Genomic DNA, 20,247 nt, shown 5'->3' with positions numbered 1-20,247 from the left:
GTACTTCATCCATAACACGCTCAGGCCGCTCACACAGAGGGCCACGACGAGATCAAACGCTGCCTTATGGAGGGGCAAACCCAATGGACTCGAACACACTCAAAAGCGATATCGACTATCTCAAGTCTCTGGCACTGGATGGCGGGCGCGCCCCGGTCATGAACGGCGGCGCGCTCTTTTGGGCCGGCATCTGTTTCTCGGCGGCGGCCGTGGTGCAGTATCTGGTCATGGACGGTGTTCTCACGGTTCCCAATCCGTGGTTTCTGGCCCTGAACTGGGGCGTAGCGGCGGCCATCTATGCCGTTCTGTGTATCGCCTCCGTCGCCGCCTCCAAGCGCCGCTACGGGGTCGGCAATGCCATGAACCGCGCCATCGGTTCGGTGTGGTCGGGCGTCGGCTTTGCCATCTTCGCCCTGTTCGTCACCCTGAATGCGGCAGGCGTCGGCATGAAGGCCATGGAACAGATGACACCCCTGTTCGCCCCGGCGATTGTCATCCTTTATGGGGTCGGCTGGTGGGTGGCGTCGGTCCTGTCGGGGCGCAAGTGGATGGGTTTCGTAGGCCTGCTCAGCTTCGCCAGCGCGCCCTTCCTCGCCTTCGTCGGCGGTCAGCCGATCCAGATGCTGGGCTATGCCATCACCCTGACCCTCATTGCCACCATTCCGGGCCTGGTTCTCATGCGCTCAACGGAGGGCTGAGACATGCCGGATGAGTTCAATATCGAGCGTATCGACGACGTTATTCATGGCCGTCTGAGGCTGGGCATCATGGCCTTTCTCTCGACGGCCGGGTCGGCGGACTTCACGACGCTGAAAGCCAAGACGCAATCCACGGACGGCAATCTGTCGGTGCAGGTGCGCAAGCTGGAAGAGGCGAACTACGTCACGGTGGACAAGGCCTTTGTCGGCAAGAAGCCGGTAACGACCATCACGCTCACCGAAGCGGGCCGCGCGGCCTTTGTCGATTATCTCGACGCCATGCGTCGCCTGATCGACGAAGCGGGCTGAAACCCTATACCTCCCTGCACGTTAGTGCGGGGAGGGGGACCGCACGAAAAGCAAAGCCCCGGTTTTCACCGGGGCTTTCTTCGTTACGCGTATTCCTGAATGGACCGGACGTCGAGTTCGCCCTTAAGGCCCGATGCGATGGCCCGCACCGCCGCCACAGCGCCATTGGCCGTGGTGTAGTAGGGGATCTTCATCATCAGGGTCGTGCGGCGGATCGAGAAGGAGTCGAGCAGGGCCTGCTTGCCTTCGGTGGTGTTGAAGACCAGCGCGATCTCGCCATTCTTGATCGCATCAAGGATGTTGGGGCGCCCTTCGAGCACCTTCTTGATGGTGTCGATCTTCACGCCCTGCGTTGCCAGATAGTCGGCCGTGCCCGCCGTGCCGCACACCTCGAAGCCGAGGCTGAGCAGGGTGCGGATGGCCTCAACGATCACCGGCTTGTCCTGATCCTTGACGGAGACGAAGACGCGGCCCCCGGTCGGCAGCTTCGTACCGCCGCCCAGTTGTGACTTGGCAAAGGCGCGGGCAAAGGCGTCGATCATCTCTTCGCCATCGCGCACCCAGTCGAGGCCCATGACCTCACCGGTCGAGCGCATCTCAGGCCCCAGCACCGTATCGACATTGGCAAAGCGCGCGAAGGGGAAGACGGCTTCCTTGACCGCCACGTGGCGGTAATCGCGCGGCGTCAGGCCGAAGTACGACAGGGACTGACCGGCCATGACCTTGGCGGCGATCCCGGCCAGCGGCTTGCCCAGCGTCTTGGCCACGAACGGCACGGTCCGCGAGGCGCGCGGATTGACCTCCAGTACGTAGATCTTCGGGTCGGTGTAGGGGTTCATGATGGCGAACTGCACGTTCATCAGCCCCTTGACCTTCAGCGCGCGCGCCAGCTCGACCGTCTGACGCTCCAGCTCCTTCACCGTTTCCGGCTTCAGCGAGAAGGGCGGCAGCGAACAGGCCGAGTCGCCGGAGTGCACCCCGGCCTCTTCGATATGCTCCATGATGCCGGCAACAAACACACCGGTTTCATCGGCCAGCGCATCGGCATCGACTTCGATGGCGGCGCTTAAGTACTGGTCGATCAGCACCGGCGAGTCGCCGGACACCTGCACGGCTTCGCGCACATAGCGGGTCAGTTGCTCGTCGTCGCGGATGATTTCCATGGCGCGGCCGCCCAGCACGTAGGACGGGCGGATGACGATGGGATAGCCGACCTCATGCGCCGCCTTGAACGCCTCTTCCGGCGTGCGGGCGATGGCGTTGACCGGCTGGGTCAGGTTGATCTCTTTCAGCAGTTGCTGGAAGCGTTCGCGGTCTTCGGCCAGGTCAATGGCGTCGGGCGACGTGCCGAGGATGGGGATACCTTCGTCTTCCAGCGCCTGCGCCAGTTTCAGCGGCGTCTGACCACCGAACTGCACCACCACACCGGCCAGCGTCCCGTTCGATTGCTCAACCGCGATCAGTTCCAGCACGTCTTCGGCGGTCAGCGGCTCGAAATAGAGGCGGTCGGACGTGTCGTAGTCGGTCGAGACCGTCTCCGGGTTACAGTTGACCATGATGGCCTCAAGGCCCATGTCCTTATAGGCAAAGGCCGCGTGGCAGCAGCAGTAGTCGAACTCGATGCCCTGACCGATACGGTTCGGCCCGCCGCCCAGGATGATGGCCTTCTTACGGTCGGACGGTGCGGCTTCACATTCCGGCACCTGACCCAGAGCGCCGGATTCGTAGGTCGAATACATGTAGGCCGTCGATGAGGCGAATTCGGCAGCGCAGGTGTCGATGCGCTTAAACACCGGGCGCACATTCAGGCCGCGACGCGCAGCGCGCACGTCCTTTTCCGTGGTGCCGGTCAGCTTGGCCAGCCGCACGTCGGAGAAGCCCATGGCCTTCAGCTTGCGCAGCTCATGCGCGGTCTTCGGCAGGCCCAGCGCACCGATCTTCGATTCCTCAGACACGATGGTTTCGATCTGACGCAGGAACCACGGCTCATAGTGACAGGCCGTGTTGATCTCTTCGACGCTGAGGCCGTGGCGGAAGGCCTGAGCGATGACGCGCAGACGATCCGGCGTCGGACGGCCCAATTCGCGCACCACGGCTTCCTTGATGGCATGAACGCTGGCTGCACCGGCGACGCCGGGGATTTCGACCTCATCAAAGCCCGACAGGCCGGTTTCCAGACCGCGCAGGGCCTTTTGCACCGACTCGGCAAAGGTGCGACCGATGGCCATGACTTCGCCGACCGACTTCATCGAGGTGCCGAGCAGCGGCTCGGAGCCCGGATACTTTTCGAAGGCGAAGCGCGGGATCTTGGTGACGACGTAATCAATCGACGGCTCGAACGAGGCCGGGGTGACCTTGGTGATGTCGTTGGTCAGTTCGTCCAGCGTGTAGCCGACGGCCAGCTTGGCGGCGATCTTGGCGATGGGGAAGCCGGTGGCCTTCGACGCCAGAGCCGAGGAGCGCGACACGCGCGGATTCATCTCGATGACGATCATGCGGCCATCGGCCGGGTTCAGCGCGAACTGCACGTTCGAGCCGCCGGTTTCGACGCCGATTTCGCGCAGCACGGCCAGAGAGGCCGAACGCATGATCTGATATTCCTTGTCGGTCAGGGTCAGCGCCGGGGCGACCGTGATCGAATCGCCGGTGTGCACGCCCATCGGATCGACGTTTTCGATGGAACAGACGATGATGCAGTTGTCCGCCTTGTCGCGGACGACTTCCATCTCGTATTCCTTCCAGCCGACGATCGACTCTTCGATCAACACCTCGGTGGTGGGGCTGAGGTCGAGGCCACGCGTGACGATGTCGCGGAACTCTTCCTGATTGTAGGCGATGCCGCCGCCGGTCCCGGCCAGCGTAAACGACGGACGGATGACGGCGGGCAGGCCGCCGATGGTCTTCAGCGCCTCAACCGCCTCTTCCCAGCTATGGGCGACGGCGGATTTGGCCGATTCAAGCCCCAGCTTGTCCATGGCGTCGCGGAACTTCTGACGGTCTTCGGCCTTGTCGATGACCTCGGCCTTGGCACCGATCATTTCGACATTGTACTTGGCCAGCACGCCGTTGTTTTCCAGCGCCAGCGCCGTGTTGAGCGCCGTCTGACCGCCCATGGTGGGCAGAAGGGCGTCCGGGCGCTCCTTGGCGATGATCTTTTCGACGAATTCCGGGGTGATCGGCTCGATATAGGTCGCATCGGCCACGTCCGGATCGGTCATGATAGTGGCCGGGTTGGAATTGACCAGAATGATGCGGTAGCCTTCCTGACGCAGGGCCTTACAGGCCTGCACGCCGGAATAGTCGAACTCACAGGCCTGACCGATGACGATGGGCCCCGCGCCGATGATCAGGATGGACTTGATATCTGTACGTTTGGGCATGTCTCGGTCTTTCTTTACTTTGGGGCCGCGTCCGGTCCGAAAACCGGCGCTGGCTTAGGGGGGGCACACCGCAAGGGACTGGGCGCGCAATAAGGTGCGGGCAGCCGTAAAGCTGTCCGTGTAGCGCTTGTTTCTGTTTTCAGGCTAAGCGGGTGCTTTAGTGCCTTAAGGGGGGGGATGCAACCCCTTTTCTCACGAAGATCGAGGTGAGGCTTTCGCGTCATGGCGAGGGTGAAAGAACAGTGGTAGGGTTAAGGCGTGCAATAGCCGGGAGCGGGGAATGCAGGTGGGTTTCAGACAGGCTTTGGGACTGATCCTGTGCATGGGTGCGCTCATGGATGGCAGCGCGCTGGCCAGCCCCCGGACGACGGTGGCCCAGGTGCCCGCTGACAAGACTGACCCGTGTAGCCCTCCGGCGATCCGCCGGGCGGCGGCGCAGCAAACGGCACCCGCCCTGACCGGTTGCCGGTACGAGGCGGTCGCCGCACCGGTGACCCGGTTTTTCATGACCTTGCCGGTGGCGCGCAAGACGGAGGATGAGGCCCCGATGGGGACGATCATCGGCCAGAACCCTCAGGCCGGACAACCGCTCAAGCCGGGTGGGCGGCTGGTGCTCAGTGTCTCGACAGGCCGGGCACCGAAAATGGAAGACGGCACATCTGTGGGTTCGGCAGGGGAGACATCAAACTCCGCAGGCTCTGTCTCTACGCAGAGCGTACCGGAGCGTCCCGACACGCCGATACCGCAGGCTGAACCCCCGGCCACCCCCTCGTCTCAGGCGTCCGAAGTGCCGCCGCCGGCGCTTCCCGCTGACAAAACGCCCCCTGCGCCCATAGAAAACGCGGCACGACCACAAGAGACGACGCCCTTGCGCGACATGCCCACGCACATCCCGTGGCTATGGATCGCCGCCGTTGTGGCGCTGGTGCTTTTTGCAGGGCTGGCCGGCGCCTCGGCACGGAAGCCACGCCGGATACGCGGCCGCGGCGGCTTGGCACCCAATGTGTCGCTGCGTCTGACGCCTGGTGCGGCGCGGCTAAAGGTCCGCGGATCGCTGGTCAGCGGACGAAAGGGGCGCTCATGAACGAGACGATCAACGATCTTCTCACGCCCGAAGCGCGTCAGCGGCTGGAGGCGCAGGTCACAAGGGCTGCGGACAAGGATCGCGCGCTGCGTCGCTTCCTGAATGGCGTCCCACTGGCCAAAGGTCTTATTCGTACGGCTCTGGATACGGCTTTGCGCAGCGATCCGTTTGCCCTTCTGGCCGAGGGCTGGCGCACCTCAAAGGATATTCGTACCTTCTATCAGGGCGAACGCGCGCAACTGGGGGAGCCGGTCGTGGTAAAACTGGCCGCGCACGATATCGAGCGCGACCTGACGCCGGAAGTGGTGATCCATGTGGGGGCCGAGCGGCGTTTTCCGCTCAGGCTGGCCCTGACCCTGTGCGGGGCGTTCGAGGGTGTCGAACTGTCGATCCTCGACAGGGATATGATCGCCGTCGGGTCTGGGCGCTGCCATCTGTCGCTCAAGCTCCGCGTGGCAGGGCGTACTCTGGAAAGCCTGACGCTGGGCAAACTGACCCTGCCGGGCGAGCATCGATTGACGCCCGCCCTGCCGCTTTACAGCTAAGCCGCCACCTTGGCGTCGCGCATGTATTGCGCAAAACGCTCAAACAGATAGAGCGAATCGACCGGGCCGGGCGAGGCTTCGGGGTGGTGCTGGACGCTGAACACCGGCTTCCCGGCCAGAGCGATACCGCAGTTGGTGCCGTCAAACAGCGAGACGTGGGTTTCGACCACACCGGCGGGCAGGCTGTTGCGATCGACCGCAAAGCCGTGGTTCATCGAGACGATCTCGACCTTGTTGGTGGTCAGGTCCTTCACCGGGTGGTTGGCGCCGTGGTGGCCCTGTTCCATCTTGAGCGTCTTCGCCCCCAGCGCCAGAGCCAGCATCTGATGGCCAAGACAAATGCCGAAGACCGGCAGACCGGCTTCGACCAGCGTCTGAATCTGCGGCACGGCATAGGCCCCGGTGGCCGCCGGGTCGCCCGGACCGTTGGACAGCAGCACGCCATCGGGCTTCATCGCCAGAATCTCTTCGGCCGGGGTTTGAGCCGGGACGATCTTTACCGCCGCACCGACGCTGATCAGGGCGCGCAGGATGTTCTGCTTCACGCCATAGTCGATGACGACGACGTTGAAGTCCGCCTTCTGACCGTCCTTATGGCCCTCGGACCACTTCCACAGGTCGGAAGTCCACTGCGCCGCCTGCGTCGAGGTGGCGTCCTTGGCCAGATCCAGCCCGACAAGGCCCGCCCACTCGGCGGCCTTTTGCGTCAGGGCGGGGATGTCGAACTGACCTTCGGGGTTGTGGGCGATTACGCCGTGCGGCATGCCCTTTTCGCGGATGCGCTTGGTCAGCGCGCGCGTGTCGATCCCGGCGAGGCCGACCACGCCGCGCGAGGCCATCCACGCATCGAAGCTGAGGGTCGAGCGCCAGTTGGCGGGCGGCGTCGGCACGTCGCGGAAGATCGCGCCCCTGCCGGCCCGGCGGGGGTCATCGCCCAGTTGCTCCACGTCTTCGGCATTGACGCCGACATTGCCGACGTGCGGGAAGGTGAAGGCGACGATCTGATCCATATAGGACGGATCGGTGAGGATTTCCTGATAGCCGGTCATGGCCGTGTTGAAGCAGACCTCGCCCAGCGCATCGCCGGTCGCGCCACAGCCCAGGCCCTGAAACACGGTGCCGTCGGCCAGAACCAGAACCCCCGTAACGCCGGGAAGAAGGTCAGTCATGGTCAAATACTCCTATAGGAAGGCCAGAGGCGGGCAGGGCTGCGGGTAAACGGCCGCACACATAGGGATTTGGTCCCGCCGGGTCAATGACGAATTGCCCTCGGGCGGTCACGATTGTGCGCGGGGTCTGTCGCTCTGCGTAACATACCGGGACTCTACCGTGGAAAAGCCCGATTTCGCCTCATTGCGGCTTTATTTGGCGGCGATAGGTCTCGATCTTTTCCGGCGGGGGATCGCCCGGCGCGGTTTCGACTGTCTCGAAACGTCGCCTCCACCTTTGACGCGCGTCCTATCCACAAGGCTTGACCTTTGGGATGCGTTTACGGGAGAGCCCTGATGTATCGAATCTTTTTCCTCAATGCCGAAGATGCCGAAGTGACCTCGGTGCCGTGGGGATCGGACCTCAATCTGGCCATCGACCACGCCAAGGCCCACCTGCCGGCCCACAGCCGCTGGCACGGCGCGACTCAGGCACGCATCTACGACGTCAACACGCAGCAACTGGTCTTTCAGTACCCCAATCCGTGATGTGTGCCCTCTCCTCCGGGGAGGAGAGGGTCTTTTTGAGGTTTATGGTTCGGCGACCACCAGCCTGACGATGCGTCTGACCAGAGGCAGCACCATCAGAAGTGTGGGGAAGGCGATCAGCCAGGACAGGCCCCAAGCGGGCAGCTAATGGCCGATAAAGCCTGCGGAAACCCCCACAGCCTTCAGCGTCGAAATCAGCGACACCACAAAAGTCATGAAGATCGACAGGATAAAGGGCAGGGCGAACGCGCCATAGCGCGCCGGTAAGCGTGGAAACAGCATAGTGTCTCTTTCGGGAATAATGTCAGCACAGGGCACCTTTGATCAGGCCCCGTCCACTGACGGGGGGTGAGGTGCGTTGCTTGACGTTGCACGCTTACGGTCGGTTGCCGACGCCATCACTCTAGCAAAGGCGGTGAACGGGGGCAAGTCATGCCGCGGATGCCCCCGTCACCGCCTGAGCAATCGGCCTACGGGATGTCGATCTGAAACGGGGCGACCGGCAGGTCGCTGGCGCTGAAGAGATTGACATAGGGCGAGTCGGCCCAGCCATAGCGGACCTGTCTGGCCGTCGCCGCGCCTTTCAGCACCACCGCATCGCCTTCGACCGTGGCGCTGACATAGCGGCAGGCGCCGTCGCAGGCTTCAAAACCGATGGCCTGATCCGATGAATAGGTCAGGAGCTTTCCACCCGTGTCGCGGAACCGGATCACCACATCCGCGCCGCGGCGGGTGGCTGAGACGGGTTCGGGCGACAGGGCGACGGTTTCGCCATAGGCCGCCTTGCGCATCCCGAGCGCCACGCGCTCACCCACCACCTTTTTCTGAGTCGGATGGATGTCGGTGCGGTCGCCCACATCGAGGCTGACGGCCATAGCGGTCTTCGCGTCGGCATCGACACTCAGGCGCTGGGATTCGCGTAAGGCCGCCCATTGCGACGGGGCGGGGCCGTTCACCACCGGCCCGAAATTGGCCAGTTGCACGACGACGACGGGCAGGTCGGGTTGACGGAAGCTGGCGCGCCAGTCGGCAAACAGGGCAGGCAGCAGACGGCTATATTCCCTGGCATTACTGGCATTGGCTTCGCCCTGATACCAAGCCACCCCCTTAAGAGTATAGGGGGCGATCGGCGCGATCATCCCGTTATAGAGGGTCGCCAGCCCGGAGGTGGGCAGCCACGGTGTGGTCGGCACATCGCTGAGGCCCGACATCGGTGTGGAAATTTTGTATTTCCATACTTCCGGAATCTGAATAATATTGCCATCGCTGAGGTAAAGTCCGCGGGGCTTGGGGTCACCCCACATGCCGCCACCGCCGCCCGTATCGACGGCGCGCAGAGCGATGACATTGCGTCCGGCCTTCAGCACGCCTTTAGGAATCTCATAGCGACGCGGTGTATTCCAGCCTTCGCTGGAGCCTATGACCTGACCGTTGATGAAGGTGGTATCGGCATCGTCCACCGCCCCCAGCACCAGCGTGGTGGCCGATTTGACCTGCGCTGCGCTCAGGGTGATCTCGCTGCGATACCACACCACGCCGTCAAAACCCGCAAGGGCCGGGTCGCCCGACTCTTCCCAGAAGTGCGTCGTGTTCATGGTCTTCCAGTCGCGGTCGTCATAGGTGGCGGTCGCCCATTGGCGCTTTTCGGCCGCCTGAGGTTCGTGGGTATCCCACCAGGTCTGCGTCACCTTTTGCCAGCCCTTTTGCGCCGCCTGCGGGTCGCGGGCATAGAGGTTCAGCGTCTCAAGGCCGGTATCGTAGCTTTTGAGCTGACGCAGGGTCGATTGGCTCAGCCACGACTGGATCATGGTGCCGCCCCACGACGAATGGATCATGCCGATGGGGACGCCCGTCTTTGCCGCCAGCGCCTTCGACATGTAGTAGCAGACGGCGGAGGTGTCGCCGGTCGTTTCCGGTCCGACGGCGCGCCACGCCGGGGCCTTGGGCAGGTCGCTCAGCGGGCCGGCGGGTTGCGCGTCCTTTTCGACCGTGACGAAGCGGATACGATCATTGGCCGAGCTCATGATCTCGTTATAGGCATTGGTGGCGTATTTGGTGGTGAACTCCATGTTCGATTGCCCCGAACAGAGGAACACGTCCCCGACCAGAAGGTCTTTCAGTGTTGCTCCACCTGCCAGGCTGAGCTCGTAAGGGCCGCCTGCGGGCAGGGGGGACAGGGTCGCCTCCCAGCGGCCCGATGCGTCGGCCTTTGCGGTCGCTGTCTGACCGGCGATGCGCAGCGTGACCGTTTCGCCCGTGTCGGCGAAGCCCCATATCCGTACCGGGGCCTCTCGTTGCAGGACGGCGTGATCGCCAAAGATGGCGGCAAAACGCGGTGCAGCTTCAGCCGTCGCAGGCCCCGTCAGGGGGGCGATCAGGGACAGGCTCAGCAGGGCGCTGGTCAGGCGCAGGGATGTCAGTGTCATGGGACCGTCTCCATTGCGTGGGGGGGATAATCGTCGCTCGGTAAGGGCCGTGACGCACAGCCGCGTCCGGTCGGTTCAGACGTGAGTCGCGATCCGCAGGCGAGAGTCGTTACGCGCATTTGGGCGGTCATAAGGTCGTCTTCCCTGATCGTCTCGCTTCTGTTTTTCGGTCGAGATCGCGTCTTAGGCTTATGACAGCGTTTACTTTTTTTCAAGTGAGAATTTATTTCACCAATGAAAGCAAGGGGTCCGTCCCCCTTTACCTTTGCTGGTTTGACGTGCGACAATTGTACGAGTGTATCCGATTCAGCGTCCTGTGGCGCGGCACGCAAGGGGTAGAGCATTGGCGCGTAAGGTCAGTCGTCGCGGCGGTAATATCGTCACCATTCATGACGTGGCCCGGCATGTCGGCGTGTCGCCTATGACCGTGTCGCGCGTCATCAACGGCGAAAAGAACGTCCGCGAAGAGACACGCAAAAAGGTGGCCGAAGCTATCGAGGCGCTGAACTATTCGCCCAATATGGCGGCGCGCTCTCTGGCGTCTCAGGATTCGTCGCGCATCGCCCTGATTTATTCCAACCCGTCCATGTCCTTCCTGTCGGAACTGCTGCTGGGCATACTGCACCAAAGCTCGCAAAGCGGCTGTCAGTTGATCATCGAAAGCTGCGAAGGCCCCGAAGGCGTGGCCGACGTGCTCGACAAGCTGAAATCGCTGGGGGTGGATGGCGTGGTCCTGCCGCCCCCTCTGTCGGATTCCACGCGCGTGGCTAAGGCCCTGCGTGAGATGGGCCTGCCGTTCGTCGGGGTGGCGACCTCGCGCCCCTCGCCCGATGCGGCCAGCGTCTCCATCGACGATTTCAAGGCGGCCTTTGCCATGACGCAGCGTTTGATCGCGCTGGGTCATCGCCGCATCGGCTTCATCAAGGGTCACCCCAACTCCTACTACAGTCAGTTGCGGCACGAGGGCTACATCGCCGCCCTGACCAAGGCCGGTCTGACGCCGGAAGACAAGCTGGTCGGGCAGGGCTATTTCACCTATCGCTCCGGCTTCGATGCCGCCGAAAGCCTGCTGATGCGCGATGAGCGTCCGACGGCCCTGTTTGCCTCCAATGATGACATGGCCGCCGGTGCCGTGGCCTCGGCCCACCGGCTGGGCCTCGATGTGCCGAAGGATGTGACGATTGTCGGGTTTGATGACACCTCGATGGCCTCCTCTGTGTGGCCGGAACTGACCACGGTGCGTCAGCCGATCTCGGACATGGCGTCTTTGGGGTTGAAGATGCTGCTGGAGCAGATTCGCACGCGCCGTTCGGGGCAGCCCTACGCCCCGGTGCACGAAATCCGCGACTTTGCCATTATCGAGCGTCAGTCATCTTCCCCGCCGGGCGAAGACGCCACCGATTGACGCGTTACAAAATACACCCGCACGGGTCTCGCCTCTTGACAAGAGGCCCCGACTTCTGTGAATGGTAGCGCTATCACTCGCCTGTTTTCAACACGGCCGTCGCCGTGGAGTGTGGCGTGTGCAAAAAACAGAAATAAGTCCGGGGGTTTTCACCCGGATGCTACAGGTTGAGCAGAGTCCATTTCCTTCCGGCTGCCCGGACGATTCGTAACAGCAAAGGTTCGTCACCATGACCGATTCCCTCCCTGCCGCCATGCTCCCGGTGGATTGGCGCGACGCCACGCTGGTGGGACGTATTCTTCTGCCCGAAGGCCCGACCCCGGTCCTGGTCAGGGGGGGCGAGGTGTTTGACATGAGCGCGGTGGCTCCGACTGTGGCGCAGCTTCTCGCCGCGTGGCCGGAAAAGGGCGCTCCCGCGGGGGGCAGGAGCCTCGGTAAGCTCGAAGACTTCGCGTTCCAGAAGTCCTGGGAAGGCCAATCGACCCTTCTGGCCCCCATCGACCTCCAGGTGGTCAAGGCGGCCGGCGTGACCTTCGCCGTGTCGGCGGTGGAGCGCGTGATCGAAGAACGCGCGCGCGGCGATTACAACAAGGCTCAGGCCATCCGTGACGATCTGGCGGCGCGTGTGGGCGGCGATATCCGCTCGGTCGTGCCGGGCACCGAAGCGTCCGCCAAGCTGAAAGAGGCGCTGATCGCCGATGGCCTGTGGTCGCAATATCTCGAAGTCGCCATCGGCCCGGATGCCGAAGTCTTCACCAAGGCGCCAGTCCTGTCGTCGGTCGGCTGGGGCGAAGAGGTCGGCGTGCGCTCCGACTCGACCTGGAACAACCCCGAACCCGAAGTGGTGATGGTCGTTGATCCGAAGGGCCGGGCGCTGGGTGCGACTCTGGGCAATGACGTCAATCTGCGCTGCTTCGAAGGCCGCTCGGCGCTCCTGCTGGGCAAGGCCAAGGACAACAACGCCTCGTGCGCGCTGGGGCCGTTCATCCGCATGTTCGATGAGGGTTTCACGCTTGATGATGTGCGTTCCGCCGTGCTCGATCTGCGCATCGACGGACCGGAAGGCTATGTGCTGGAAGGTCGCTCCTCGATGGACCAGATCAGCCGCGATCCGCTGGAACTGATCCGTCAGGCGCTCAGCGAGCATCATTATCCGGACGGCTTCGTCCTGATGCTGGGTACGCTGTTCGCGCCGACGCAGGACCGTGACACGCCGGGCCGCGGCTTCACGCACAAGGTCGGCGACATTGTCACCGTGACCTCGCCGAAGCTCGGCACGCTGGAAAATCGCGTCACCACCTCGAAAGACGCGCGCGCCTGGACCTTTGGTATTGTCGCCCTGATGCAGAATCTGGTTTCGCGCGGCCTGCTGAAGGTCGAAACCTTTAAGGCCGACGCGGCCTAGATGTAATTAAACGTGCATCCTTTATAAGAAACGCAGAAGCCGTTTCCGGGTGCCCCTTGGTGTTTGTTTGTAGAAAGTCCAGAAGACATGTCGTCTGCCATCTATCCGAGCCTGAAAGGGCGTAAGGTTCTCATCACCGGCGGGGGGTCGGGTATCGGCGGAGGGCTGGTCAAGGCCTTCGTCAATCAGGGGGCGAAGGTGCATTTCATCGACCTCGTGGATGAGGTTTCCGCCACCATCGACACGGGGGTTCTGGGCGTTGCGCCGGTCTATCATCAGTGCGACCTGACCGACACGCCGGCGCTGGAAAAGGTGCTGGCGACCATTCAGGCCGACGGGCCGGTGACGATCCTGCTCAACAATGCGGCGCGCGACGACCGTCATTCGCTGTCGGAAATCACGTCGGAATTTTTCGACAAGAATATTGGCGTGAACCTCAAGCATATGCTGATGGTTACCCGCGCCATTGCGCCGGGCATGAAGGCTGCGGGCGGCGGGGCCATCATCAATTTCGGCTCGATCTCCTGGCACCTCGGTCTGCCGGACCTGACGCTCTATGAAACGGCCAAGGCCGGTATCGAGGGCATGACGCGCGCTCTGGCCCGCGAACTGGGCCGTGACAATATCCGCGTCACCACCATCATCCCCGGCAATGTCAAAACGCCGCGCCAGATGAAGTGGTACACGCCCGAAGGCGAGCGTCAGATCGTTGAAGCCCAATGCCTCGACGGCCGTATCGAGCCGCAGCACGTGGCCTCTCTGGCCCTGTTCCTCGCCTCTGACGACGCCGCCCTGTGCACCGGCCACGGCTACTGGATCGACGCCGGTTGGCGATAAGCCTGACCGAGGCGGTTTCGGTGGTTTGACTTGTTTATGCCTCCCTGCCCCTGGGGGCGGGGAGGGGGACCGTTTGATCTAGCAAACGGTGGTGGGGGAGGGGGTGTTGCCTCACTCTCCGTCGGAGGAAACCCATGACCCAACTGTTCCAACCGACCTGTGTTCTCGACCTCAGGGCCACGCTGGGCGAAGGACCAGTATGGTCGGCACGCGATCACGCCCTGTGGTTCGTCGATATCAAACAAAAGCGCGTCCACCGCTACGATCCCGACATCGGTTCGCATCAGTCCTTCCTCGCCCCGTCCGAGCCGGGCTTCCTCGCGCCCAAATCACGCGGCGGCTTTGTCGTTGGTTGCAAGACGGGCCTGTACGATTTCGACCCCAAAACCGGCACCTTTACCCTGCTGAGCCATGTCGAGCCGGGCCTGCCGACCAACCGCCTCAATGACGGCTTTGTCGATGCCAGGGGCCGCCTGTGGTTCGGGTCGATGGACGATGATGAAGAAAAACCCACCGGTCGGCTCTATCGCTACGACGCGCGCGGCCTGAAGGTGATGGACGACGACTACGTCATCACCAATGGCCCGGCGGTCAGCCCGGACGGCAAGACCCTCTATCATAACGATACGCTGAAAAAGCACATCTACGCCTTCGATCTCGACGACCACGGCGACATCCATAACAAGCGCCTGTTCGCGCAACTGGACGCCACGGGCAAAACCGGGGGCAAAACCGGCGCGCACGGCGAAGGCTATATGGATGGCCCGATCGTCGATAGCCTGGGCCAGGTGTGGGTCGGGCTGTTCTTCGGCTGGGGCGTGCATGTCTATGCGCCGGATGGGACTCTGATCCGCAAGGTTGATCTGCCGGTGTCGAACGTCACCAAGATCGCCTTTGGCGGCCGCGACCTGAAGACCGTCTATGCGACGACGGCGGCCAAGGGCTTAAGCGCCGATGATCTGAAATCGCAACCGCTGGCCGGGGGGCTGTTCAGCTTCCGCAGCGACGTGGCGGGTCAGCCGCAAAACGAAATAAATTTCCTCTGAGGGCAATCCATGAGCCGTAAACCCGCGACCCCCAATGGCCGTTTCCGTTCACAGGAATGGTTCGAAGCCCCCGGCCATATCGACATGGCGGCGCTCTATCTGGAGCGCTTCATGAACTACGGCATCACGCCGCAGGAACTGCGGTCGGGGCGGCCCATTATCGGTATCGCGCAGTCGGGGTCGGACCTCAGCCCGTGCAACCGCATCCACCTCGATCTGGCGCAGCGCGTGCGCGAAGGCATCCGCGATGCGGGCGGCATCTGCATGGAATTTCCCTGCCATCCCATCTTTGAAAACTGTCGCCGTCCGACTGCCGCCGTCGATCGCAACCTCAGCTTCATGACGCTGGTGGAAATCCTGCATGGCTATCCGCTCGATGCGGTGGTGCTGACGACCGGCTGCGACAAAACCACCCCGGCGGGCATTATGGCCGCCACCGCCGTCGATATTCCGGCCATTGTGCTATCGGGCGGGCCGATGCTCGACGGCTGGCACGACGGCGATCTGGTCGGTTCCGGCACGGTCATCTGGCGCTCACGCCGCAAGCTGGCTGCCGGTGAAATCACCGAAGACGAATTCCTCGAGGCCGCCTGTGCCTCGGCCCCGTCGGCGGGGCATTGCAACACCATGGGCACGGCCTCGACCATGAACGCCGTGGCCGAAACCCTTGGCCTGTCGCTGCCCGGCTGCTCGGCCATTCCGGCACCCTATCGGGAGCGAGGGCAGATGGCCTATGAGACGGGCCGCCGCATCGTCGAAATGGCCTATGAGGACCTCAAGCCCTCAAAAATCCTGACCAAGGCCTCTTTCCTCAACGCCATTGCGGCGGTGGCGGCGCTGGGCGGTTCGACCAATGCTCAGCCGCACATCGTGGCCATGGCGCGCCACGCCGGGGTGGAGCTGACGCCGGAAGACTGGATGGCGGCCTATGACATCCCGCTGATCCTCAACATGCAACCGGCGGGCAAGTATCTGGGCGAGCGCTTCCACCGTGCGGGCGGCGTCCCGGCCATCCATGTCGAGCTGTTGAAGGCCGGGATGCTGGACGGCACGGCGGCGACGATCACCGGCAAGACGATTGCCGAAAACGTCGAAGGCCGTGAAACCCGCGACCGCGAAATGATCCGCACCGTGGCTGAACCGCTGATGGAGCGGGCGGGCTTCCTGGTGCTCAAGGGCAATCTGTTCGACTTCGCCATCATGAAGACGAGCGTGATTTCGCCCGAATTCCGTCAGCGTTATCTGTCTGAACCGGGCCGCGAAGGCGTGTTCGAAGGCCGCGCCATCGTCTTTGATGGCTCGACCGACTATCACGAGCGCATCAATGATCCGGCGCTGAATATCGACGAGCATTGCATTCTGGTCATCCGCGGTTCCGGCCCGGTCGGCTGGCCGGGGTCCGCCGAAGTGGTCAATATGCAGCCGCCCGACGCGCTGCTGAAAAAGGGTATCACCTCACTGCCGACCATCGGCGACGGGCGTCAGTCGGGGACGGCGGACTCCCCCTCCATCCTCAACGCCTCGCCCGAAAGCGCGGTGGGTGGCGGGCTGGCCTGGCTGCGCACAGGCGACACCATCCGCATCGACATCAATACCGGGGCCTGCGACATGCTGGTCTCCGCCGAAGAGATCGAAAAGCGCAAGGCGGACGGTATCCCGGCCTATCCGGAGTCCATGACCATGTGGCAGGAAATCTATCGTCAGACCGTGGGCCAGTTGCACACGGGCGCGGTGATGGAACCGGCGCTGAAATACACGAAGATCGCTGACAAGATGCCGCGGCATAATCATTAGTCAAAATCTCCTCCCTGTTGCTGCGCAACAGGGAGGAGGGCTGTTGCGCAGCATTTTTGCGGTAAAACCTAGTCCTCAGATGTTAGCGCTATCAGCTTTTCACTTGCCAGACTGAAAATTTAAGGCACATTAACCACGCCCGCCGCGCGGTGCGCTAAAGAACCGGTCTCACTTTTTGAGAGAGCGGTCTTTACGATTCGCTGCGCGCGGTTCAGTTTCATTGCGCCTATCCGCCACGCCCGACCACCAACGATACACAGGGACCAGAGAGCGGAAGGTGTCACACGTCTGCAATCCTTCGATTGCACTCAGGGAAGGGAAAATTGAATGTCCTCATCACTTGGAAAGGTGAATATGGGGCTGGTCATGGGGCTCGCCATCGGCGCGGCTCTGGGCGGCCTCCTGTTCGGCTACGATACCGCCGTGATTTCCGGCGCGGAAGAAGCCATCGTCCATAACTTCGTCACGCCGCGCACCGACCTCACCGAGGTGGCGCGCAACTCTCTGGCCGGTACGGCCATCGGCATCGCGCTTCTGGGCTGCGTGCTGGGCTCGCTGATCGCCGGGCCGCTGTCCACCTCGCTCGGCCGTCGCGCCGGGATGCTGATTGCGGCCTTCCTCTTCTTCGCTTCGTCGATCCTGTCGGGCTTTCCGGAACTGGGTCTGGCGCCTATCGGCGGTCTGGGCGTTGAGGGTCTGACGCCCTTCATGATCTATCGCTTTATCGGCGGGGTGGCCATCGGCATGGCGTCGCTGATTTCGCCGCTGTACATCGCGGAAATCGCCCCGGCGAAGCAGCGCGGCCTGCTGATCACCTTCCAGCAGATCGCCATCGTCGGCGGCATGTTGCTCGTCTATTTCGTCAATCTGAAGATCGCCGAATTCGGCACGGACGAGTGGGTACTTTCGACTGGCTGGCGCTACATGCTGGCCTCGGCCGGCATCCCGGCGGCCCTGTTCTTCCTCGCCGCCTTCCTGATGCCCGACACGCCGCGCTGGTACGTCATGAAGCAAAAGGAAGACAAGGCGCGCAAGTTGCTCAGCGAACTGAACGACCCGCAGGAAGCGCAGGCGACCATGGACGAGATCCGCGGCTCGCTGAACGAACATTCGGGCAAGCTGTTCTCCTTCGGCGTCGGCGTCGTCGTGATTGGCGTCCTGTTGTCGGTGTTTCAGCAGTTCGTCGGCATCAATGCCGTGCTCTATTACGCGCCGCTGATGTTCAAGAATATCGGTTCGGGCACCGATCAGGCCCTGTTCCAGACCGTGCTGGTCGGCGCGGCCAATGTGGTGTTCACGCTGGTGGCCACCTTCACCGTCGATAACTGGGGCCGCAAGCCGCTGCTGATCCTCGGCGCTCTGGTCATGGCTGTGTCGATGGCCGCGCTCGGCATCCTGTTCCAGCAGAAGCAGGAAGGTACGCTACTGCTGTACGCCGCCATGCTGTACATCGCCGGTTTCGCCCTGTCGTGGGGCCCGGTCGTGTGGGTGCTGCTGGCTGAAATGTTCCCCAACTCCATCAAGGGTAAGGCCATGGCCATCGCCGTGGCGGCTCAGTGGATATCGAACTACATCGTCACCTGGTCGTTCAAGGTGATCGACGGCGACAGCGCGCTGAACGCCACCTTTAACCACGGCCTCAACTATTACGTCTATGCGGCCTGCTCGGTGCTGGCGGCGGTCTTCGTCTGGAAGTTCGTGCCGGAAACCAAGGGCCGGACCCTTGAGGCGATTGAAAGCCTGTGGAAAAAGTCGTAACATAAAGAGACACAGTAAAGGGCGGCGGAGCTTCGATCAGGCTCCGCCGTTTGCGTCTGAAAAACAAAATTATGGAAATGCCACATGATCGCTCTTTCGACGCTGACCCTGACGGCGCGCGAAACCGCGCTGGAATTGAATCCGGATCTGGGCGGGGCCATTGAAGCCTTACGCCATAAGGGTCGCGACTATATGCGCCCAACGCCGGAAGACGCGCGCGACGTGCTGGAGACGGCGTCGTTTCCGCTGGTGCCCTTCTGTAACCGCATCCGCAATGGCAGCTTTTCTGTCGGCACGCAAAAGGTCAAGATGGCCCCCAATCTGGGTGACCATCCGCACACCCTGCATGGTCAGGGCTGGCGCGCGCGCTGGAGCGTGGTTGAGCAATCGCCGTCGCGGGCCGTCCTGACCTATCGTCATCAGCCGGACGAATGGCCGTGGGCCTATGAAGCGCGGCAGGTGTTTGAGCTGCGACCGGCCGGCCTGCGTGTCTGGCTGAGCGTCAAGAACCTCAGCCCCACCGCCATGCCCGCCGGACTGGGCTTTCACCCCTATTTCAACCGCACGCCGCGGACGCGGCTCAAGGCGCAGGTGGACGGCGTGTGGATGGCGGATGCCGACTGCCTGCCGACCGAATGGCACGCCGGTGTGTGGCGCAAGGACTGGACGCTGGGGGATTTCGTCAACGACACCGGGCTGATCGACCATTGTCATACGGGCTTTGCCGGGCGCGCCGATATCTATGAGGACGGTACGCCGGTCCTTACCTTACGCGCCTCACCGGATTGTCACTGGCTGCACATCTATGTGCCGCCGGGCCAGGACTATTTCTGCGCCGAGCCGGTCAACCATATGCCCGATCCCTTCCACCACGCCAATTCCGGCCTGCGCTGCCTCAAGCCCGGCGAAGTGGCGCTGATCTGGATGGATATAAGCCTGCACAGTTAGGCCTATTTCGTGCGGGCTTTCAACGGGTACGAAATAATAAGGGTCAGCGGCTCATCGCCCATCTGTGTGATGCTGACCTGCGCCCCCTCATAAAGATAAGCCGTCATGCCCTCGGTGAGGGTATGGGTCACGCCGTCCGATTCCACAATGCCGGTGCCGGAAACGACGTAATAGACCTCATCGTGGTCGATAGGGTGAACGCCGATGGCCGCGCCCTTATGCAGGCTGCGCTTGCGGAACTCCATACTGCGCTGTGGGGCCTTGTCGCTGATGCGCCAGGCGGTGGACATACCGATCTTACCGTGCGGAGGAGCCTCTTCGACCACCGTGTCCTTTTCGTCGATAATGACCATGGGCGGGGCTCCGAGGGCGAACGAAGGCAGGGCGATCAGCGCAACCGCAAAGATCAGGCGCATGGGGTTCCTCCTGTTTGGGAAGAGTTAGCCACGAAACGCAGTTCGGCGCAGCCAAAAACACGAAAAGACACGAACTTCATTGCGCTGATTAATCGTGCGAAGCGCCATAAATTACGCTTGCCGCAAATAATCAGAAGCCCTTCGGGCCCCATGTTCCTACGGTTCGGAGTTGGTGATTTTCGTGTTTTTGGTGGCTAAAAAGCCCTTACATCACCCAACCGCCGTCGATGATGTGGGCGCGGCCTGTGGTGAATTTGGATTCGTCCGAGCCCAGATAGACGGCCAGTGCCGCCAGTTCTTCCGGCTTGCCGAAGCGGCCCATGGCCTGACGCGCGGTGAAGTCCTTATAGGCCTGCTCAAAATCGCCCGTGTCGTGCAGGCGTTGCAGCAGCGACGGCGTCTCCACCGTGCCGGGGCAGATGGCGTTGCAGCGGATGCCCTGCGCCACGAAGTCCGCCGCCACCGACTTGGTCAGGCCGATCACCGCCGCCTTGGTGGC

Annotated in this window: 19 protein-coding genes; 12 read left to right on the top strand and 7 right to left on the bottom strand. The window is 62.6% G+C overall.

The window, feature by feature from the left end; all coding sequences use genetic code 11:
- Positions 1-83 precede the first annotated feature (83 nt).
- On the top strand, positions 84-698 hold the full coding sequence (locus tag PQU94_RS16155; RefSeq protein ID WP_272742465.1) for a hypothetical protein: 615 nt from the start codon (positions 84-86) through the stop codon (positions 696-698).
- A gap of 3 nt (positions 699-701) precedes the next feature.
- On the top strand, positions 702-1,007 hold the full coding sequence (locus PQU94_RS16150) for a winged helix-turn-helix domain-containing protein (protein WP_126421220.1): 306 nt from the start codon (positions 702-704) through the stop codon (positions 1,005-1,007).
- An 83-nt stretch (positions 1,008-1,090) separates the two neighbouring features.
- On the opposite strand, the gene carB is transcribed toward PQU94_RS16150, so the two are convergent.
- A complete protein-coding gene (gene carB / locus PQU94_RS16145) occupies positions 1,091-4,387 on the bottom strand; it encodes a carbamoyl-phosphate synthase large subunit (RefSeq protein WP_272742464.1) in 3,297 nt (1,098 codons plus the stop codon).
- Positions 4,388-4,667: 280 nt separating this feature from the next.
- On the opposite strand from carB, the gene PQU94_RS16140 reads away from it, so the two are divergent.
- Together PQU94_RS16140 and PQU94_RS16135 are read left to right on the top strand one after the other, a co-directional pair.
- Positions 4,668-5,471: a PASTA domain-containing protein gene (locus PQU94_RS16140; RefSeq protein WP_272742463.1), complete on the top strand. Its 804-nt coding sequence runs from the start codon at positions 4,668-4,670 to the stop codon at positions 5,469-5,471.
- A complete protein-coding gene (locus PQU94_RS16135) occupies positions 5,468-6,016 on the top strand; it encodes a hypothetical protein (protein ID WP_272742462.1) in 549 nt (182 codons plus the stop codon). The genes PQU94_RS16140 and PQU94_RS16135 overlap by 4 nt, the downstream gene beginning before the upstream one ends.
- Here PQU94_RS16135 and carA read toward each other — a convergent pair.
- On the bottom strand, positions 6,013-7,185 hold the full coding sequence (gene carA / locus PQU94_RS16130) for a glutamine-hydrolyzing carbamoyl-phosphate synthase small subunit (protein ID WP_272742461.1): 1,173 nt from the start codon (positions 7,183-7,185) through the stop codon (positions 6,013-6,015). The genes PQU94_RS16135 and carA overlap by 4 nt on opposite strands.
- A 336-nt stretch (positions 7,186-7,521) precedes the next feature.
- Between carA and PQU94_RS16125 the strand changes: the two genes are divergently transcribed.
- On the top strand, positions 7,522-7,713 hold the full coding sequence (locus PQU94_RS16125) for a hypothetical protein (RefSeq protein WP_272742460.1): 192 nt from the start codon (positions 7,522-7,524) through the stop codon (positions 7,711-7,713).
- Between the two features lie 42 nt (positions 7,714-7,755).
- Here PQU94_RS16125 and PQU94_RS18290 read toward each other — a convergent pair whose 3' ends face one another.
- The 3 genes from PQU94_RS18290 to PQU94_RS16115 all read right to left on the bottom strand — a co-directional run bounded on the left by PQU94_RS18290 (position 7,756) and on the right by PQU94_RS16115 (position 10,139).
- Positions 7,756-7,842, bottom strand: coding sequence for a DUF2798 domain-containing protein (locus tag PQU94_RS18290; RefSeq protein WP_438263748.1), 87 nt, complete (start codon positions 7,840-7,842; stop codon positions 7,756-7,758).
- A 15-nt stretch (positions 7,843-7,857) separates the two neighbouring features.
- Positions 7,858-7,995 carry a DUF2798 domain-containing protein gene (locus tag PQU94_RS18285; RefSeq protein ID WP_438263747.1) on the bottom strand — a complete coding sequence of 46 codons (138 nt, stop codon included), beginning with the start codon at positions 7,993-7,995 and terminating at the stop codon, positions 7,858-7,860.
- 188 nt (positions 7,996-8,183) lie between these two features.
- Positions 8,184-10,139: a sialate O-acetylesterase gene (locus PQU94_RS16115; protein ID WP_272742459.1), complete on the bottom strand. Its 1,956-nt coding sequence runs from the start codon at positions 10,137-10,139 to the stop codon at positions 8,184-8,186.
- Positions 10,140-10,482: 343 nt separating this feature from the next.
- On the opposite strand from PQU94_RS16115, the gene PQU94_RS16110 reads away from it, so the two are divergent.
- The 7 genes from PQU94_RS16110 to PQU94_RS16080 all read left to right on the top strand — a co-directional run bounded on the left by PQU94_RS16110 (position 10,483) and on the right by PQU94_RS16080 (position 19,332).
- The gene (locus tag PQU94_RS16110; RefSeq protein WP_272742458.1) at positions 10,483-11,544 is read left to right on the top strand and encodes a LacI family DNA-binding transcriptional regulator; all 1,062 of its coding nucleotides are present in this window, start codon (positions 10,483-10,485) and stop codon (positions 11,542-11,544) included.
- 229 nt (positions 11,545-11,773) lie between these two features.
- On the top strand, positions 11,774-12,949 hold the full coding sequence (locus tag PQU94_RS16105) for a fumarylacetoacetate hydrolase family protein (RefSeq protein ID WP_272742457.1): 1,176 nt from the start codon (positions 11,774-11,776) through the stop codon (positions 12,947-12,949).
- A gap of 87 nt (positions 12,950-13,036) precedes the next feature.
- Complete coding sequence (gene xylB, locus PQU94_RS16100) at positions 13,037-13,786, top strand: D-xylose 1-dehydrogenase (protein WP_272742456.1); 750 nt, start codon at positions 13,037-13,039, stop codon at positions 13,784-13,786.
- Between the two features lie 134 nt (positions 13,787-13,920).
- On the top strand, positions 13,921-14,832 hold the full coding sequence (locus tag PQU94_RS16095; RefSeq protein WP_272742455.1) for an SMP-30/gluconolactonase/LRE family protein: 912 nt from the start codon (positions 13,921-13,923) through the stop codon (positions 14,830-14,832).
- 9 nt (positions 14,833-14,841) lie between these two features.
- A complete protein-coding gene (locus tag PQU94_RS16090; RefSeq protein ID WP_272742454.1) occupies positions 14,842-16,626 on the top strand; it encodes an IlvD/Edd family dehydratase in 1,785 nt (594 codons plus the stop codon).
- Between the two features lie 327 nt (positions 16,627-16,953).
- Entirely contained in the window at positions 16,954-18,384 is a 1,431-nt protein-coding gene (locus PQU94_RS16085; RefSeq protein ID WP_272742453.1) for a sugar porter family MFS transporter, read from the top strand.
- Between the two features lie 84 nt (positions 18,385-18,468).
- Positions 18,469-19,332 carry an aldose 1-epimerase gene (locus PQU94_RS16080; protein WP_272742452.1) on the top strand — a complete coding sequence of 288 codons (864 nt, stop codon included), beginning with the start codon at positions 18,469-18,471 and terminating at the stop codon, positions 19,330-19,332.
- Between the two features lie 2 nt (positions 19,333-19,334).
- Here the strand turns inward: PQU94_RS16080 and PQU94_RS16075 are convergent, their stop codons facing one another.
- Positions 19,335-19,748, bottom strand: a complete 414-nt coding sequence (locus PQU94_RS16075; protein WP_272742451.1) for a cupin domain-containing protein — start codon at positions 19,746-19,748, stop codon at positions 19,335-19,337.
- 205 nt (positions 19,749-19,953) lie between these two features.
- Positions 19,954-20,247, bottom strand: a 294-nt coding sequence (locus tag PQU94_RS16070) for an SDR family oxidoreductase (RefSeq protein WP_272740460.1), incomplete at its 5' end; no start/stop codon positions are given.

This window comes from Asticcacaulis currens, assembly GCF_028550395.1.
GTDB lineage: Bacteria > Pseudomonadota > Alphaproteobacteria > Caulobacterales > Caulobacteraceae > Asticcacaulis > Asticcacaulis currens.
This window is presented reverse-complemented; position numbering and strand designations above follow the sequence as displayed.

Excerpts from the sequence above, each read along its gene's own strand:
- PQU94_RS16155 (WP_272742465.1), top strand. The coding sequence starts at position 84 with ATGGACTCGAACACACTCAAAAGCGATATCGACTATCTCAAGTCTCTG.
- PQU94_RS16150 (WP_126421220.1), top strand. The coding sequence starts at position 702 with ATGCCGGATGAGTTCAATATCGAGCGTATCGACGACGTTATTCATGGC.
- carB (WP_272742464.1), bottom strand. The coding sequence starts at position 4,387 with ATGCCCAAACGTACAGATATCAAGTCCATCCTGATCATCGGCGCGGGG.
- PQU94_RS16140 (WP_272742463.1), top strand. The coding sequence starts at position 4,668 with ATGCAGGTGGGTTTCAGACAGGCTTTGGGACTGATCCTGTGCATGGGT.
- PQU94_RS16135 (WP_272742462.1), top strand. The coding sequence starts at position 5,468 with ATGAACGAGACGATCAACGATCTTCTCACGCCCGAAGCGCGTCAGCGG.
- carA (WP_272742461.1), bottom strand. The coding sequence starts at position 7,185 with ATGACTGACCTTCTTCCCGGCGTTACGGGGGTTCTGGTTCTGGCCGAC.
- PQU94_RS16125 (WP_272742460.1), top strand. The coding sequence starts at position 7,522 with ATGTATCGAATCTTTTTCCTCAATGCCGAAGATGCCGAAGTGACCTCG.
- PQU94_RS18285 (WP_438263747.1), bottom strand. The coding sequence starts at position 7,995 with ATGCTGTTTCCACGCTTACCGGCGCGCTATGGCGCGTTCGCCCTGCCC.
- PQU94_RS16115 (WP_272742459.1), bottom strand. The coding sequence starts at position 10,139 with ATGACACTGACATCCCTGCGCCTGACCAGCGCCCTGCTGAGCCTGTCC.
- PQU94_RS16105 (WP_272742457.1), top strand. The coding sequence starts at position 11,774 with ATGACCGATTCCCTCCCTGCCGCCATGCTCCCGGTGGATTGGCGCGAC.
- xylB (WP_272742456.1), top strand. The coding sequence starts at position 13,037 with ATGTCGTCTGCCATCTATCCGAGCCTGAAAGGGCGTAAGGTTCTCATC.
- PQU94_RS16095 (WP_272742455.1), top strand. The coding sequence starts at position 13,921 with ATGACCCAACTGTTCCAACCGACCTGTGTTCTCGACCTCAGGGCCACG.
- PQU94_RS16090 (WP_272742454.1), top strand. The coding sequence starts at position 14,842 with ATGAGCCGTAAACCCGCGACCCCCAATGGCCGTTTCCGTTCACAGGAA.
- PQU94_RS16085 (WP_272742453.1), top strand. The coding sequence starts at position 16,954 with ATGTCCTCATCACTTGGAAAGGTGAATATGGGGCTGGTCATGGGGCTC.
- PQU94_RS16080 (WP_272742452.1), top strand. The coding sequence starts at position 18,469 with ATGATCGCTCTTTCGACGCTGACCCTGACGGCGCGCGAAACCGCGCTG.
- PQU94_RS16075 (WP_272742451.1), bottom strand. The coding sequence starts at position 19,748 with ATGCGCCTGATCTTTGCGGTTGCGCTGATCGCCCTGCCTTCGTTCGCC.